Source organism: Klebsiella sp. CN_Kp113 (assembly GCF_040064585.1).
Classification (GTDB): Bacteria; Pseudomonadota; Gammaproteobacteria; order Enterobacterales; family Enterobacteriaceae; genus Klebsiella; species Klebsiella michiganensis.
The window spans coordinates 43,928-60,755 of sequence record NZ_JBEAID010000010.1; the positions used below are offsets into that span (position 1 = coordinate 43,928).

A 16,828-nucleotide genomic window follows, 5' to 3' on the forward strand; every position below is an offset into this window, starting at 1 on the left:
CGCCGTCACACTCAGCCGTTCTGGCGAGTGTGACGGCGTCTATCAGGCTTTAACCCTCTGAATATATTCGGCAAAAGCGCTAAGCTGTCCGCTCAGATGATCGAGCGTGCTCTGATCGACGACTTTCCCCTCCTGCGGATCCACTTTGTTCTGAATCACGCCGCCCATAAATTCGGGCTTATTCATCACCATAGCGTCGAGGAATACCAGAATCTGACGCAGGTGATACTGACAGCGCGCACCGCCAATAGCCCCCATCGAACTGGTTTGAATCAGTACCGGCTTACCGGCCAGCGGCTGTTCCGGCAGGCGAGATAGCCAGTCGATGGCGTTTTTCAGGCCGCCGGGCACCGAGTAGTTGTATTCCGGTGTAACGATAACCACGCCATCAGCCTCGCGAATTTGCTGAGCGATATCCTGAACGCTTTGTGGGAATCCCTCTTCCTGCTGGACGTCGGCATCATAGAGAGGAATATCGCCAATGGACGGTAACGCGGAAACCGCCATTCCTGCGGGCGCGATGCCGGGGAGGGTACGCGCGACCATGGCATTAAAAGAGCCTTTGCGCAGACTTCCGAGTAACGTAACAACTTTCAACGTATCAGACATGATTGCTCCTTTGCATCATGATGGCCGGGTTATCCGGTCAGTTGAGGGAGAAGGCTTTTTCTACCGGTAAATGGGTGAAACGCATCAGCCGGGCGGACGGCTCTCTGGCGCGAGCCTGCGCGTCGGGCAGGCTACGCCAGCCCTCTTTACCATTATATTCCCAGACTTTCAGCTGGCCGATATCCGGACTGGCGGCGATGGACCAGACCAGCACCGTTTCGGCATCGCATACTGCTTCGATTGACTGCGTCCCGCTTGTCCGTAATCGTCCGGAGCCCGGAAGAAGCTGGAGGTTAACGGCGTTTTCACCGGTCAGTTTCATGACGCTTTTGCGGAGTGCGTCAAGCTGAGCGCGCGCTTCATCAGGATCGTGCTGGTTGCTAATCCATACCCGCTCATTACTGTTAAAGACGTAGCGGTCGGCGTCGGGCGAGGCATGTAAACTGCGGGAGGCGTGCGGTAATTCCATATCCAGGCCGCAATCACCTTCGGTGGATAACGCGACGCCGACAATATTCCCGGCATAGGAGATGGAAAAACGCGGGAGATTTTCGTCGCGGAAAGCGGGTTTTCCATTCTCTTCGTCAATAATTTCAGGAAGTTCGCTGATGCCGTACAGCATAAAGAGGAGTTCTGCGAGGAGTGACCGTGATGCGCGATAGCGGCTTTGTCGGTACTCAGGCAGGCGGCAGGCGGATTGATGACAGGCCGCTGACAGGCGTGTTGATAGCGGTTCCCGGGTGTTGAGTATCCCTCTTGCAAAATGCGTTGCCATTCGTCGCTCCGTGATTAATGGTCAATGATAGAAATTGCGAATTATATTATCGCTCAGAATTGCCAGGTTTTAATGCGGAAATCACCCCTTGCGCAATAAATTGCATAAATTTTACAATTTATTGCGCAAGACGGGCTAATCCAACGCTAGAGCGGTTCAGTATAGAGCTGCCTGAGCGTTTCTCGCAGCCAGACGATCTTCGGATTGTAGCTGTTGCGCTTATGCCACAGGAGGGTGAAGGGGACGCGTATTTTCTCCAGCTGGGACGGCTCCAGCGGCAACGGGAGTGAAACCAGCGGCAGATGGTGCTGTTGATTGTAACGCTGGCAATAGCGCGGGGCGGTGGCCAACATCGTATGATGAGGCTGGGCCGCCATAAACAGCGACTGCTCAAAACCCGGGACGGTCAACGCCACGGTGCGTTTATGCCCCAGATCGTGCAGAACATCATCCAGCGCCCAGGTATCGCTTTGTTCCCAACAGATATTGATATGCGGATAACGCAGGAAAGTGTCCAGATTCCACTCCTCGTTCAGCGCGGGATGATCGGCGCGCAGCCATACCTGCGGGAGATCGGTAAACAGGATTTCAAAATCGATATACCAGGGCAGCAGGCTGAGCTGTTCACGGGAGCGAGGATGGGTTTCCCGGCCGCAAAAACCGATGTCGACTTCACCGCGAATAATCGCATCCAGCGAATCATAATCCCAGTTACGCAGGCGGATCAGCGCCTGCGGATAGCGCTGGTAGATCCGCTGTGAAAGCGTATTCAGCAGGATCATCAGCAGCGGCGACTCTGCCGCCAGCTCAAACTTTAACCCGCTCGGCATGGTGTGATGAGGCTTATCGAGGATCTGATTACCCATCTGCATCCAGTCCGCCAGATCCTGCTCCATACTGCTCATCAGCGGCGTGGGTGACAGCCCCAGAGGCGTTTTGACAAACAGCGGATCGTCAAACCAGGCGCGCAGTTTGGCCAGCGATTTACTCACTGCCGACGGCGAAACGTTCATCCGTTTCGCCGTGCGGGTGACGCTGAGCTCCTGGGTTAAGAGCTGCAGGCACAGCAGCAGGTTAAGATCGAGACTCGACAGGGGTTTCTTCATAGCGTTGCGCGGCCCGCGCCGGAGAGGTGACCATAATCAGAACAATGCTCACTATGCTACAGGCAATAAGTATCCCGATCAGCATATTCATCGCGCTGAGTCCGATGATAGCCGCCAGCCAAATCCACAGTGAAGAGCCGCAGACCTGAGCAATTCCCAAAACAGAACTCGCCACGCCGGCGCGCAGGGTGAATGGCCCAAGGGCCTGACTCATTGCTACGCCAAAGCCGGCGGAGAACCCGGCGCAAATCAGTCCCAGACCCAGACCCAGCATCGTCATCGTCTGGCTGGTGGAGAGGCTCAGCAGCACGCCGGCGATAAAGAACAGCACCTGCGAGGTCAGCATCAGGGTGCGGGGCTTAAATAGCGTCAAAGCGAACGGCGTTGAGAACGACACCACCATGCTAACAAGCGCCATTAGCGCCATCGCCATGGAATAGGTGCCGCGATCGAAGCCCATCACTTCCATCATGATCACCGGGGAGACGTTAACGTAAGTCAGGATAGCCGTCACGCTCAGGGTGGTTATGATAATTCGGCTGAGAAAAAAGCGGTTAAGCAGCGACTCGGGGACATTATTTTGCTGCATCGCCGCATGTGGCGCGGCTGTGGGACGCGTTTCCCGCAAGATAAAGACCGAGAGCAGTCCCACCAGAACGCCCATGCCTGTCATGGTATAGAACAGGCTCTGCCACGGGTATTTCAGCATAATCAGGTGGCCGAGTACCGGCGCCAGTACCGGAATAATGCAGGTGATACCGTTAAGGAGGGAAAGCACCTTCGCCCGGCGGCGATCGTCGAGGGTATCGCGCAGCACCGCAAAGGCGACGACGTAGCAGCTGCCCGCGCCAATCCCCTGAATAAAACGCCCAGCCAGGAAGTGGGCGCTGACCTGCGCCTGCGAGCAGAGAAGGGAGGCCAGTATGAAGACAACGGCACCGAAAATCGCCACCGGCTTGCGCCCTGATTTATCGGCGATACGACCCGCAAACAGCATCGCCGCGGCCATTCCCGCCAGATAAACCGAAAAGGCGATATGCAGCTGCGCTTCACTGGCCCCCAGATCCTGCGCAATGCGCGGTAGACCGACCAGATACATATCGATGCCGGATGGATAAAGCAGAACCAGCGCAAAACTGCAGATAAGAAAGCGTGCCATAGAACCCCTCGCATAAGAATGCGGTACAGAATAGTGGGGTTCGTGCGGGAGTACGAGTTGCCATTTGGACAACAACGATTTCCTGGGAGGAAAAACGGTTGAAAGATGTGCAGCGATAATTTAATTATTTGTTTTTATATCGCTTTTTGATATTTCCAATCAAGCGATCGCGTCCCGCATTATTTCCAGATCTTTGCCATACCTTCACTTTCTGGCCTGACGCAGGAAAACCCAAATTTGGCGTACAGTTCGGGAACATCCGCCACCAGCGAGACGTATGCCCCTTTAACCGCGTTTTCATCCAGCCAGGAGACGATTTTCTGCATGATCTGGCGACCGAGACCTTTTCCCTGATGGGCCGGGTCCACGGCGACGTCGACGATTTCAAAGTTCAGCGCGCCGTCGCCGACGATGCGTCCCATACCAACGGGCACGTCCGCATAGAGGACATGCACGCCGTAGCAGCTACGCGGCAGACCCGCGCGGGCGCCTTCCAGCGGGCGCGGCGACATACCTGATATGACGCGCAGGCGACAAAAATCTTCCGCCGAAGGGACGGTATCAATAAACGTGTAATCAGCCATCATTGTCGTATCCGGTAAGTGGGAGTACCGATAAGGGTAATAGACAAAGCGATACGCCGTGAAGACGCTAAAGGAAAATAATTAACCCGCTTTAACAGGATGTTAAGGCGAGTGAGTACGCTTTATTTAATCTCATTTCTGATGCCCTGCTGATAGGGTGTGTTTTTTCCGCAACTATCTGTTTATGCCCATCATACTTCAAGTTGCATGTGCGTTGGCTTTGTTACTCGGCCTAAGACCTCGCCCCTACGGGAACAGAGCAAGCGCTGTTCAAGGCACAAGTACCTACCGTCATATGGCATACGAGTAGTGACTCCCCGAGTGTTATGAACCCCTGCTTTGGAGGCTCGTATAATATTTTTTTTGCATTTATCCTGACCCCATAAATAGGCGATGGTTGAGAGCCGCCTGCATTCAACTTTTTATTTAAAGAGCAGCCATGATCGATGCTGGAATCTCGACGCTCGGCTGTATAAAAAGGCAATGTTGTGAAGCGTTATTTTGTAGTGCGTTAAGAGAAAGCGAGCAAGTACCTGAACATATTAGAACTGGGATAACCAGGGGGGGGGTAAAATGATAGTTGAGTGCTTTTATGTATCTTGTTGTTTTTTAATAAATGTTTTGGTGGTTTTGATGTTTTTTTCGGGGTATTGAGCGAAGTCCAATAATGGATGAAATATTCTGTTGAGATGGTTGGGGGTTCTATTTCATAATCTTTTGCAGATTAATATTACATAAGGAAGTTGGCATGTAAGCATTAGGGTGCTGATTGAAATGCGCCATGGGCTTTCTTTTTCAATATTTTACTCCGCTGTTTGTCATCTTAAATAATGTATTTAGGGGTCATTCTTCCCTGAATGAACCGTTGTATGGTTCTATTTTAAAAGAATGAATGAGTAATGATTATATTTTTATTAAGGATTAAATAATGAAAAAGCAATTTGTAATGACTGCTGTGGCAGCATTGTTCAGCGTAGGGATGGGTGTGGCTCATGCGGTTGATGGAACGATCAACTTCGTCGGTACCGTTACTGCCGACAGTTGCACCGTGGATATCAACGATCAGACAAACCCAACCCTGAACCTGGGTACCGTGAACACGGTTGATCTGGCGAAAGCTGGCGACACCGGTCCGGCAACGAACTTTACGCTGGATCTCACCGCTTGCCCGAATACGGTTACCGCAGCAAGCGTGACTTTTACTGGCAATGCCGATGGTTCTATGAACACGGCGTTCAAAAATGAGTCCAGCGACAGCGGCGCGGCTACTAATGTTGGCGTTCAGCTGTACGACGCATCTGCAGCCAAAGTCAGCCCGTCTTCTGCTGTCGACGTTAGCTCTTTCCTGACGGCGGACGCTACCACTACCGAAGCACATATTCCATTCACCGCTCGTATGGTTGCTGTGGCTGATACCGCAACTGCCGGTACGCTGGTTTCTCACGCTGACTACACCATCAGCTACCAGTAACCCTCCGTATCAGGGAGAACGCCAGGGCACGGAGGCCCTTGTTTTCAAACGATTAGGAAAGAGGATGCAACGGTTCATGAGAAAGTCAGTTATTTACGGTCTGCTGGCGGCTGCGATGTGCGCCGTAACATCTGCGCACGCAGGGGTCGTTATCGGCGGTACGAGACTGGTTTATCACGGCGGCGATAAGGAAGCGTCCATTCAGGTGATGAACAGCGCTAACGGTCAGATTCCCTACCTTATTCAAAGTTTTGTCGATGACAAAGGCCCGAAAGGAGATCGTCCTGGTACCACCGGTTCGCTGCCCTTTACCGTTACGCCACCGCTGTTTCGACTGGATGCTGGTTCAGAAAATACGATTCGCGTTGTCAGAACAGGGGGGAATTTCCCGGCAGATCGGGAAAGCGTTTACTGGCTGGATGTGAAGGCGATACCGGCAAACAATCCGGCGGATAAGGGCAAGAACGTGCTGCGCTTTTCGCTGAAAAACCGAATCAAACTTTTTTATCGTCCCAAAGGCGTTGCCGATCCCACCAGTGAGGCAATGGAGGCGATCGGTTTTCACAGGACGGGCAACAAGCTGACCGTCACCAATCCAACCCCCTGGTATCTGAGCTTCTTTAAGCTGAACGTCGGTGACAAAGTGGTCGATACGGCGTTTACCATGGTCGCGCCGCACGGTTCGACTGATTACACCATTCCGGCAGGGGCAGGCGGGAAAATCACCTGGCAATATATCAATGATTATGGCGCAGGATCGTTGGTTCTGGACGGGAAAGGGTAATCATGTCTCAACCATCCATAGACGTAGCGGGCAAAAGCAGCGCTTTTTTATTACAACCGCTTGCCTGCATTATTATTTTAGCGCTGTATGGAACGCAGGGCGCGCTGGCTCAGGATGAGTTCGATATGGCGGCGCTGGAGACCAGTGGGCCCAAACTTAACGTTGATCTCAGCCAGTTTTCCCAACCCGGTTCACAGCTACCGGGTCGCTACCACGTAGACGTTTATGTGAACCATGAGCAGGTTGACACGCAAACGCTGGACTTTGTGCAGGATAAACATGGGCAGCTTACGCCTGTGGTGACCCCCGCGCTGTTGGCGCAGTGGGGTATTAAGATTGGTGATATCGATGCGCTGCGGAACAAGAACAGTATCAACGATCTGGCTGCAACCGTCCCGGATAGCCAGATCAGACTCGATTACAGCCAGATGCGTCTGGATCTCACCATACCGCAGGCTGACGTCAACAGCGCGGCGCAGGATTCCGTCAGCCCGACGCTGTGGGATGAAGGAGTGCCGGCGCTGCTGCTGGGCTATGACTTTAACGGTTCAAACACCTGGCGCGACGAGAACGATTCTGGAAGGGAAGATAGCTATTTTCTGAACCTGCACAGCGGCATTAACCTGGGCGCGTGGCGGTTGCGAAACTACAGCACCTGGACCTACAGCAAATCGCCGGAATATCACGACACCACAAGCGGCGAAGACGTTAGCAGCGGCGGGAGCAGCGAAAGCGACTGGAGCTCCATCAACACCTTTTTACAACGCGACGTGCAGGCCGTACAGGGGCTGTTAACGCTGGGCGATGCGACCACTCCTTCCGATGTTTACGACGGTTTTACGTTCCGCGGCGTCCAGCTTTCTTCAGACGATGACATGCTGCCTGACAGTCTGCGCAACTTTGCGCCAACGGTACATGGCATTGCAACCAGCAACGCGACGGTCACCATTCGCCAGAATAATAGCGTGATTTACCAGAAGCAGGTACCGCCGGGGCCGTTTAAGATCGACGATCTCTACCCAAACTCCACAAACGGCGACCTGCTGGTAACGATTAAAGAGTCAGACGGCAGCGAACGCAGCTTTGTCCAGCCGTTCTCCAGCGTGGCAATCATGCAGCGCGAAGGGCATCTTAAGTATGACTTCACCGGCGGTAAATACCGCAGCAACAGCGATGGTCAGGAGCCGAAGTTCGCCCAGATGACGCTGATCTACGGCCTACCGTACGATATGACGATATACGGCGGTACGCAGCTGGCGGATAGCTACCAGAACGGGCTGTTGGGGATGGGATTCACCCTCGGTGAACTGGGCTCCATCTCCTTTGACGGGGCCTATTCCTCGGCCGATTTGAGCAATGACGAGCACAAAGAGGGGCAGTCCATACGCGCCCAGTACTCAAAAAGTATGCTCAGCACCGGCTCAACGATCACGCTGGCGGCATACCGTTATTCCACTAAGGGCTACTACAGCTTTCAGGATGCGGCGGATCTAATCGTCGATGATTCTCACGATGACGACCTGAACGACCAGGATGAATTTGACTTAAGCCATAACAAACGTTCCCGCTGGCAGCTGTCACTCAGTCAGTCGCTACCAGAGGGCTGGGGATCGCTTTATGCGAGCGGCTACCAGCAGGATTACTGGGACGAAGGTGGATATGAGCGAAACCTGTCCCTCGGCTACGACACCAGCTGGGATGGCATGACGTTGGGCCTGAACTACACCTTCAGCAGCATGCCGGGAACAGAGGACGACCATCAGGGCGCGTTGAATATCAGTATCCCGCTGAGTAAATGGCTGCCGAAAGCCTATGCCGGATACAGCCTCAACACTAACCGCCACGGAGACACCACCCAGCAGGTCAGCTTGTACGGTACGGCTTTGAAGGATTCGAACCTTAGCTATAGCGTGATGGAAGGCTACAGCAACCATGAAAATTCCGGCAATAACGGCACGCTATCCGTCGATTATACCGGTCGCGCGGGCGAAGCGAACATGGGTTACAACTACGATCCGGACAGCAGGCAGGTGAACTATGGCGTGCAGGGCGGAGTGGTGGTGCACCCTTACGGCGTCACCTTTTCGCAGTCGCTGAGTGAGGATATCCAGTCGCTGGCGCTGGTGCGCTCGCCGGGGGTCAGCGATGTGACCGTGGAAAACGGCACCGGGGTCAGCACCGACTGGCGCGGTTATGCCATCGTACCTTATCTCACGCCGTATCGCCGCACGACGGTAAGGCTTGATACCAGCACCCTGGCCGACAATGCGGAAGTCGATAGCTCCACGGCGCAGGTGGTGCCGACGGAAGGGGCGATTGTACTGGCGGGGTTTAAAACGCATATCGGTGCGAGGGTGTTGATGCATCTGCATCACGCGAGTACGGACGTTCCTTTCGGCGCCACCGTCACGCTGGCAGAGGACGACAGCGTCAATAGCATCGTTAGCGACGGCGGTTCAGTGTATCTGACCGGGATGCCGCAGCAGGGCGACATCCTGGCACAGTGGGGCAAAGGAAAAAATGCGCAGTGCCATGCCCATTATCAGCTGCCACAAGAGGGTGAAAAAACTGGCGTAATTAATCTTGATGCGCAATGTCAGTAGAGAAAAGGTGGTGAAATGAAAAACAGAACAACATGCAGGCCGCCGTTGACAGGGCAGCGCGAGGCAAACACACGGTTTTTTCGCCAGGCGGTAATGGCTGGATGCGCTTGCACGCTATCGCTGAATGTCTGGGCTTCAGAGTGTTACTCGAGTGTTGCCTCAACGAGCGTTGATCTGAAAACGATATCGGTGTCGCCGGATCTGGCCGTTGGACAATCGATTACCGGCGGCGATAAAACGTTTGATTCGGTTCAGTTTGCGTCATGTGAATCCTCATTTACGGTAGAGAAATACTTTTATGGTTATCTCTATTCGTCGTTGGCTTCGGCGGGAACCTATAACGGCCGACTGACTTTTAAAACCAATTTGTCCGGCGTTGGCGTTCAGCTTGGCGCCAGCATGTCGGATACGAAAGGGGCCTCGGGCAACGGCTGGATAACCAGCGGCTCGTCAATAAAGCTGTTAACCGATGACAGTATCGGTTGGGGGGCGATGATTTATATGTCGATTACCCCAAAGCTTAATTTAATTAAAATCGCCGATTCGGTAAGCGGCGGTACGCTCTCCGGAAAGGTTGGTTACGGTCAGGCGAACGGCAACCAGGGGTCGGCAAATATCGATATTAATTTCACTGGCACGTTGTCGGCCAGCGGCTGTACCCTCTCCGGCGGCTCGGATCTGAGTTTTACGCTTGATGATGTGCAAAAAAGCGAACTGCCTTCGGTCGGGAGCACTTGGGGAGAGAGCAGTGAAAAAGATATATCGCTGAGCTGTACTGCCGGAACGAATGTCTATTTTACCCTTAGCGGCACACAGGAACCTGGCACCAGTGATACCAGTATATTAAAGAATAATGGCACCGCTAAAGGACTTTCCGTGCAGGTGATGGATCTGCATGGCGGCGGTAATCACCCGGTCAATCTGAATTACCGCTGGTCGCCGATTACCAGCTCAGGGACGACGGCAAAAATACCGCTCGCCGCGCGTTATATTCGCACGGGCGACTTAACCCCGGGCTCCGTTGACGCCAGCGCCACCTACACGCTTGATTATGATTAAGGAGAATGAATATGTTTCTGCGTTTATTTTTTCTCCCTTTGTTACTGCTAGCGATAGCGTCATTAGCTGAGGCTGACGGGGGCAATATTCATATTACGGGAAATTTGACGGCTCAATCCTGCACAGTAGATGGCGCTACAGATTTTACGCTTTCTTTGGGTACGGTTGACCGGGCGGATTTACCTTCTGTGGGTTCAACGGCTAATCAGGTTGGACTCAATATCCCGCTAAGTTGTATCAGCGGTACGAAAGTAATAATACAGATTGACGGCACCAGCGTAAGTGACAATAACACGGTCATGGTAAATACCGGTACCGCGGAGGGGGTCGGTACGCAATTACTGGAGCCCAACAATAACAACAGGCCTGTCCCACTCGGGAGTTCCTGGACAATTATCGAAAATTCACAGACCAGCGAAGTGATTACTCTTGGCGCCAGATTCTACAGAACAGGCGATGTGGTTCCCGGAACGGTGAATGCGACGGCGACTTATACCCTCTCATATGAATGAAAATGACAGGGTAGATATTTTTCTGCCCTGTCAGGTTATCGCGCTGTGCTTTCATCAGACCGCAGGCGGTCAGTAATGAAATCTCGATATGATTTATGCAGGTGCAGTTCGTGAGTTCTTTTGCTTGCCGCTAAACATTTGATGTGATTTTTAGCGTAAAAAGTGAACAATGACACAGCGTTTTTAATTCAGAATACAAAATCGCGGATGGTCCCGCACGACTACGCGCCAGTACAAACAATAAAAACCCGCATTAACAATCAGTTAGTGCGGGTTAGTCAATGCTCACATACTGAACTTATTTACCAATACAGAAACTTGAGAAAATGCGTCCCAGCAGGTCGTCGGAGGTAAACTCGCCGGTGATTTCGCTCAGGCTCTGCTGGGCCAGGCGCAGCTCTTCCGCCAGCAGCTCGCCAGCCCAGGCGCCCAGTAGCTGCGCTTTACCCTGCTGAAGATGCTCTGCGGCGTCGGACAGCGCCTGCAAATGGCGGCGGCGCGCCAGAAAGCCGCCTTCCATATTGGTTTCAAAGCCCATGCTCTGCTTGAGATGATTACGCAGCACGTCTACGCCTTCGCCGGTACGCGCCGAAAGGCGAACAAGTGAGTGGTCATTCACTTCGCTCAGCCCCAGCGTTTCGCCGGTGATATCCGCCTTGTTGCGCACCACGGTAATCGGCAGGTTTTTCGGCAGACGGGCGATAAAATCTGGCCAGATATCTGCCGGATCGGTCGCATCGGTGGTGGTACCATCGACCATAAACAGCACGCGATCGGCTTGTTCAATCTCCTGCCAGGCGCGTTCGATGCCGATACGTTCGACCTCATCGTTCGCATCGCGCAGGCCGGCGGTATCAATGATGTGCAGCGGCATACCGTCGATATGGATATGCTCGCGCAGCACGTCGCGGGTGGTACCGGCAATATCGGTGACGATAGCCGCCTCCCGGCCCGCCAGCGCGTTCAGCAGGCTTGATTTCCCGGCGTTCGGCCGCCCGGCAATGACGACCTTCATCCCTTCGCGCAGCAGGCTACCCTGGCGCGCTTCGGCGCGCACGGCGTCAAGATCGGCGATAACGTCATTTAGCTGGGCTTCGATTTTGCCATCGGAGAGGAAGTCGATCTCCTCGTCCGGGAAATCAATGGCCGCTTCCACGTAGATGCGCAGGTGCGTCAGCGCTTCCACAAGATGGTTTACGCGAGTGGAGAATGCGCCCTGCAGCGAATTCAGCGCAGAACGCGCCGCCTGCTCGGAGCTGGCGTCGATCAGGTCGGCAATGGCTTCTGCCTGTGCCAGGTCGAGCTTGTCGTTTAAAAACGCGCGCTCGGAGAACTCGCCGGGCCTGGCGATGCGCACGCCCGGCAGCGTCAGAATGCGTTTCAGAAGCAGGTCGAGGATAACGGGGCCGCCGTGGCCCTGAAGCTCCAGCACGTCTTCGCCGGTAAAGGAGTTCGGGCCGGGGAACCACAGCGCAATCCCCTGATCCAGCGCGCTGCCGTCGCTGTCTTTAAACGGCAGGTAGTCGGCATAGCGCGGCTTCGGCAGCTTGCCCAGCACCGCCTGCGCAACGTCGCGCGCCTTCAGGCCAGAGATGCGCAGAATGCCCACACCACCGCGTCCCGGTGGGGTTGCCTGGGCGACGATAGTGTCGTTATGGCTCATGGTGACTCTCTATGTAGATGTAAAAAAGGCGGTCTATTGACCGCCTTCTCTGGCATTAACGTTACCGTAAATACTCAAAATAATTCAAGAGTATCAGGATTTTTTCTTCTCGCGGCTATGCAGGCCACGCTTCTCCAGACCACGGTAAATCAGCTGCTGCTGAATAATGGTGACCAGGTTGCTGACGATATAGTAAACCACCAGACCGGATGGGAACCACAGGAAGAACACCGTGAAGATGACCGGCATAAAGGTCATGAGCTTCTGCTGCATCGGGTCGGTCACGGTGGTCGGAGACATCTTCTGGATGAAGAACATCGTCGCGCCCATGATGATCGGCAGGATGTAGTACGGGTCTTGCGCAGACAGGTCGTGGATCCACAGGATAAACGGCGCATGACGCAGTTCAACCGAGGCGCTCAGCATGTAGTACAGCGCAAGGAAGATTGGCATCTGGATAATCAGCGGGAAGCAGCCACCCAGCGGGTTAACCTTCTCAGCTTTATACAGGGCCATCATTTCCTGGCTTTGACGCTGCTTGTCGTCGCCCAGACGCTCGCGCATTGCCTGAATCTTCGGCTGCAGCATACGCATCTTCGCCATGGAGGTGTACTGCGCTTTAGTCAGCGGGTACATGATGCCACGAACGATAAAGGTGATGACGATGATGGAGAAGCCCCAGTTGCCCAGGAAGCTATGGATCCATTTCAGCAGTTTGAACAGCGGCTGAGAGATAAACCACAGCCAGCCGTAGTCGACGGTCAGGTCAAGATGCGGCGCAACGGCGGCCATTTTGTCCTGAATAGCCGGGCCGACCCACAGGGTGCTTTCCAGCTTATCGGTTTGACCCGGCTGCACCAGAACCGGCTGAGATTTGTAGCCGATTGCCACAATACCGTTGCCGAGATTCGCGGTGTAGAAGTTGTTAGTACCGGTGTTCTGCGGAACCCATGCGGTAGTAAAGTACTGCTGCAGCATGGCAACCCAGCCGTTTTTGGTGCTGACGTTCAGGTTTTCGTTATCGACGATAGTATCGAATTTGTATTTTTCGTACTTCGTTTCAGACGTTGAGTATGCCGCGCCACGGAAGGTGTGCATCGTCGTCAGACCGCCGGTCTGCGTGTCGCGATGCGTCGGCAGGTTGGCGGTTTGCTTCAGCTGGCCAAAGGTCGACAGTTCCAGCGGTTTTTCGCTGGCGTTCTGCACGCTATAGCCGACGTTCACCGCATATTCACCGCGCTTCAGGGTGAAAGTTTTAGTGAATACGTTGCCTGCTTTATCGGTGTACGTCAGAGGAATGACGATTTCGTTCTGGCCATCAGCCATCACAAACGCATCTTTATCGACGTTATACAACGGACGCGGTCCGTTAGCCGGGTTGTCCGGGCCATCACGACCGGTCAGGCCGCTCTGCGCCTGATAGGTAAACTGCGGAGTGGTTTCCAGAAGCTGGAACGGCTCAGTTGACTTCAGCTCTTTCGGATAATCCAGAAGCAGCGCTTGCTCAACATCACCACCGCGGGTGTTGATGGTCAGGTCAAGCACATCGGTTTTTACCGTAATCAGTTTCCCCTGGCCACTGGCCGGTACGCCCTGGTCGGCGGCGCTACCCGTTGCTGTGGTCGTTGTCTGCGTGGTCTGCTGCTGGGGTTGAGGATTGTTATCCTGCTCCCAGGCTTGCCAGATCATGAAAGACACGAACAACAAAGCGATGATAAGAAGATTGCGTTGCGAATCCATCGTTAGTGTTCTCTGGTATCAAATGGTCCAGGCGGGACGGGATCGTCACCACCAGGGTGTAAAGGGTGGCATTTTAATACGCGTTTCACCGTCAACCAACTGCCTTTTATCAATCCAAACCTGCGCAATGCCTCAATTCCGTATTGAGAACAGGTCGGCGTGAAACGACAGTGCGGCCCGAGTAGCGGACTAATCAGGCGCTGATAGACCCGAATCAGGCCTATCAGGACCCGCGAGCCAGGCGACAGTGGCGGCGCCATAATTTTTCCAACGCTTCCGAGAGAGCACGGTTATCGAGGTCGGCAACCCCTTTCTTCGCCACCACCACGAAATCCATTGGCGGGAGTTCATGTTGACGTAAACGGAAGCTTTCACGCGTCAGACGTTTAATCCGATTGCGTTCATGCGCGCGCTTGACGTTTTTCTTGGCGACGGTAAGACCGATGCGGGGATGCCCCAGCGAATTTTGGCGGCCGAGGATGGTGATTTGCGGCGTGCCAGCCCGTAATGGCTGCTGGAAGACGAAAGTGAAATGACTGGGAGTTAACAAGCGTAACTCCCTGGGAAATGCGAGCTTAACCACTCAGGGTTAGCTTTATTACTTGGAAACGGTCAGACGAGCGCGGCTTTTAGCACGACGACGTGCCAGAACCTGACGACCATTTTTAGTAGCCATACGAGCACGGAAGCCGTGAGAACGGTTGCGCTTCAGTACAGACGGTTGAAAAGTGCGTTTCATGGCGATTTCTACCTAAACTTGAATAATTTCACTGACTTTCGCGTAAATCCGAACGAATTTCGAACGGCCTACGCCTCAGCGTGGGTGATTAAAGAGGCCGGATTGTAATAATTGTACACTCCGGAGTCAATTCTCTTTCCTTATTTCTCGCACCTTGCCGCACAAAAAACAGGCGATGGCACGCTGCGGAAAACGGGCTTTACGCGCCGGGTGGTGGATTATACGACCTGGTGGATAAAGCGCAAGGATCGCAAAGGATCTTTGTTAGATCGATTAAGCCCAAAACCAGGATAGTTCATTAATTTTTCCAATATGCGGCTGAAATCGTGCCCCACTCCAGCCAGGATCGATTACACTTACCCAGCTTCGATCCTTCCTGTGGATAAATCGGGAAGAATCTGTTGAGAAACACAAGATCTCTTTCTCAGTTTAGGCTATGATCCCCGGTCCCGATCGGGATCCAGAGATCCGCATCGGGTAATAACCGCAGATAGCGGTTCGCACGTCACCCCTTTTGTGCAGGGGCTTTTCGGCTATGCAGGGTCTTGTCGACGTGTGCCAACAATCACGATTGTTTCAGTTTCTCTTTATATATCGATTTTTGTTCGAGTGGAGTCCGCCGTGTCACTTTCGCTTTGGCAGCAGTGTCTTGCCCGATTGCAGGATGAGTTACCAGCCACAGAATTCAGCATGTGGATACGCCCTTTGCAGGCGGAATTGAGCGATAACACGCTGGCACTGTATGCGCCAAACCGTTTTGTGCTCGATTGGGTAAGGGATAAATACCTCAATAATATCAATGGACTCCTCAATGATTTTTGCGGTGCGGATGCCCCACAGCTGCGGTTTGAGGTGGGCGCTAAGCCTGCCGTTCAGATGCAGAGAGGTACGGTAAGCGTTGCGGCCGCAGCACCTGCGCAGCAGATCCAGACGGCGCGCGTTGCGCCCACTATCGTGCGTCCGGGCTGGGATAACGTTCCGGCGCCGGCAGAACCGACCTACCGCTCTAACGTCAACGTCAAACATACGTTTGATAACTTCGTCGAAGGTAAATCCAACCAGCTGGCTCGCGCGGCGGCGCGTCAGGTTGCGGATAACCCCGGCGGCGCGTACAACCCGCTGTTTCTTTATGGCGGCACCGGCCTGGGTAAAACGCACCTTTTACATGCGGTGGGTAACGGAATTGTGGCGCGTAAACCCAATGCAAAAGTGGTTTACATGCACTCCGAGCGTTTTGTACAGGATATGGTAAAAGCCCTGCAAAACAACGCCATTGAAGAATTTAAGCGCTATTACCGCTCCGTTGACGCACTGCTGATCGATGACATTCAGTTTTTTGCTAATAAAGAGCGCTCGCAGGAAGAGTTTTTCCACACCTTTAACGCCCTGCTGGAAGGCAATCAGCAGATCATCCTGACGTCGGATCGCTATCCGAAGGAGATCAACGGGGTTGAAGATCGTCTGAAATCACGCTTCGGATGGGGGCTGACGGTTGCGATCGAGCCGCCTGAGCTGGAAACCCGCGTGGCGATCCTGATGAAAAAAGCCGATGAAAACGACATCCGCCTGCCGGGCGAAGTGGCGTTCTTCATTGCCAAGCGCCTGCGCTCTAACGTACGTGAGCTGGAAGGGGCGCTGAACCGCGTTATCGCCAACGCCAACTTTACCGGCCGGGCGATCACCATCGATTTCGTACGCGAAGCGCTGCGCGATCTGTTGGCTTTACAGGAAAAACTGGTCACCATCGACAATATTCAAAAGACGGTGGCGGAGTATTACAAAATTAAGGTAGCGGACCTGCTGTCTAAACGCCGCTCCCGTTCGGTGGCGCGCCCCCGCCAGATGGCGATGGCGCTGGCAAAAGAGCTGACCAACCACAGTCTGCCGGAAATCGGCGATGCGTTTGGCGGCCGCGACCATACCACCGTCCTGCACGCTTGCCGTAAGATTGAGCAACTGCGTGAAGAAAGCCACGATATCAAAGAAGATTTTTCCAATTTAATCAGAACATTATCCTCGTGACG

General features: G+C 53.8%; 16 protein-coding genes. 6 read left to right on the top strand and 10 right to left on the bottom strand.

The window, feature by feature from the left end; translation table 11 throughout:
• Positions 1 to 42: 42 nt before the first annotated feature.
• The 5 genes from ABLV30_RS04475 to ABLV30_RS04495 form a co-directional block, all read right to left on the bottom strand.
• Positions 43 to 609: an NADPH-dependent FMN reductase gene (locus ABLV30_RS04475; RefSeq protein ID WP_004855733.1), complete on the bottom strand. Its 567-nt coding sequence runs from the start codon at positions 607 to 609 to the stop codon at positions 43 to 45.
• A 37-nt stretch (positions 610 to 646) separates the two neighbouring features.
• Positions 647 to 1,384 (bottom strand): hypothetical protein, encoded by a 738-nt coding sequence (locus tag ABLV30_RS04480; protein WP_025107549.1) that lies wholly within the window; start codon positions 1,382 to 1,384, stop codon positions 647 to 649.
• A gap of 146 nt (positions 1,385 to 1,530) precedes the next feature.
• The gene (gene yidZ / locus ABLV30_RS04485; RefSeq protein ID WP_025107550.1) at positions 1,531 to 2,490 is read right to left on the bottom strand and encodes an HTH-type transcriptional regulator YidZ; all 960 of its coding nucleotides are present in this window, start codon (positions 2,488 to 2,490) and stop codon (positions 1,531 to 1,533) included.
• Entirely contained in the window at positions 2,459 to 3,649 is a 1,191-nt protein-coding gene (locus ABLV30_RS04490; protein ID WP_265801167.1) for an MFS transporter, read from the bottom strand. Before ABLV30_RS04490 ends, yidZ begins: the two co-directional genes overlap by 32 nt.
• A 179-nt stretch (positions 3,650 to 3,828) precedes the next feature.
• Positions 3,829 to 4,236, bottom strand: a complete 408-nt coding sequence (locus ABLV30_RS04495; RefSeq protein ID WP_048262966.1) for a GNAT family N-acetyltransferase — start codon at positions 4,234 to 4,236, stop codon at positions 3,829 to 3,831.
• Positions 4,237 to 5,161: 925 nt separating this feature from the next.
• Between ABLV30_RS04495 and ABLV30_RS04500 the strand changes: the two genes are divergently transcribed.
• The 5 genes from ABLV30_RS04500 to ABLV30_RS04520 all read left to right on the top strand — a co-directional run bounded on the left by ABLV30_RS04500 (position 5,162) and on the right by ABLV30_RS04520 (position 10,662).
• A complete protein-coding gene (locus ABLV30_RS04500) occupies positions 5,162 to 5,704 on the top strand; it encodes a fimbrial protein (RefSeq protein ID WP_025107553.1) in 543 nt (180 codons plus the stop codon).
• A 76-nt stretch (positions 5,705 to 5,780) separates the two neighbouring features.
• Positions 5,781 to 6,488: a molecular chaperone gene (locus tag ABLV30_RS04505; RefSeq protein ID WP_032751796.1), complete on the top strand. Its 708-nt coding sequence runs from the start codon at positions 5,781 to 5,783 to the stop codon at positions 6,486 to 6,488.
• A 2-nt stretch (positions 6,489 to 6,490) separates the two neighbouring features.
• Entirely contained in the window at positions 6,491 to 9,091 is a 2,601-nt protein-coding gene (locus ABLV30_RS04510) for a fimbria/pilus outer membrane usher protein (RefSeq protein WP_057173438.1), read from the top strand.
• Between the two features lie 189 nt (positions 9,092 to 9,280).
• On the top strand, positions 9,281 to 10,150 hold the full coding sequence (locus ABLV30_RS04515) for a fimbrial protein (RefSeq protein WP_025107556.1): 870 nt from the start codon (positions 9,281 to 9,283) through the stop codon (positions 10,148 to 10,150).
• Positions 10,151 to 10,161: 11 nt separating this feature from the next.
• Positions 10,162 to 10,662, top strand: coding sequence for a fimbrial protein (locus tag ABLV30_RS04520; RefSeq protein ID WP_025107557.1), 501 nt, complete (start codon positions 10,162 to 10,164; stop codon positions 10,660 to 10,662).
• Between the two features lie 298 nt (positions 10,663 to 10,960).
• Here the strand turns inward: ABLV30_RS04520 and mnmE are convergent, their stop codons facing one another.
• From mnmE to rpmH, 5 genes are all read right to left on the bottom strand, one after another.
• Positions 10,961 to 12,325 (bottom strand): tRNA uridine-5-carboxymethylaminomethyl(34) synthesis GTPase MnmE, encoded by a 1,365-nt coding sequence (gene mnmE, locus ABLV30_RS04525; RefSeq protein WP_025107558.1) that lies wholly within the window; start codon positions 12,323 to 12,325, stop codon positions 10,961 to 10,963.
• Between the two features lie 93 nt (positions 12,326 to 12,418).
• Positions 12,419 to 14,065 carry a membrane protein insertase YidC gene (gene yidC, locus ABLV30_RS04530; RefSeq protein WP_348865559.1) on the bottom strand — a complete coding sequence of 549 codons (1,647 nt, stop codon included), beginning with the start codon at positions 14,063 to 14,065 and terminating at the stop codon, positions 12,419 to 12,421.
• Between the two features lie 2 nt (positions 14,066 to 14,067).
• On the bottom strand, positions 14,068 to 14,325 hold the full coding sequence (gene yidD, locus ABLV30_RS04535) for a membrane protein insertion efficiency factor YidD (protein ID WP_004871831.1): 258 nt from the start codon (positions 14,323 to 14,325) through the stop codon (positions 14,068 to 14,070).
• Positions 14,289 to 14,648: a ribonuclease P protein component gene (rnpA, locus tag ABLV30_RS04540; protein WP_004871829.1), complete on the bottom strand. Its 360-nt coding sequence runs from the start codon at positions 14,646 to 14,648 to the stop codon at positions 14,289 to 14,291. The genes yidD and rnpA overlap by 37 nt, the downstream gene beginning before the upstream one ends.
• Before the next feature lie 15 nt (positions 14,649 to 14,663).
• The gene (gene rpmH / locus ABLV30_RS04545) at positions 14,664 to 14,804 is read right to left on the bottom strand and encodes a 50S ribosomal protein L34 (protein WP_004871828.1); all 141 of its coding nucleotides are present in this window, start codon (positions 14,802 to 14,804) and stop codon (positions 14,664 to 14,666) included.
• Between the two features lie 621 nt (positions 14,805 to 15,425).
• Here rpmH and dnaA point away from each other — a divergent pair.
• A complete protein-coding gene (dnaA, locus tag ABLV30_RS04550) occupies positions 15,426 to 16,826 on the top strand; it encodes a chromosomal replication initiator protein DnaA (RefSeq protein ID WP_004871826.1) in 1,401 nt (466 codons plus the stop codon).
• The last annotated feature ends 2 nt before the right edge of the window (positions 16,827 to 16,828 follow it).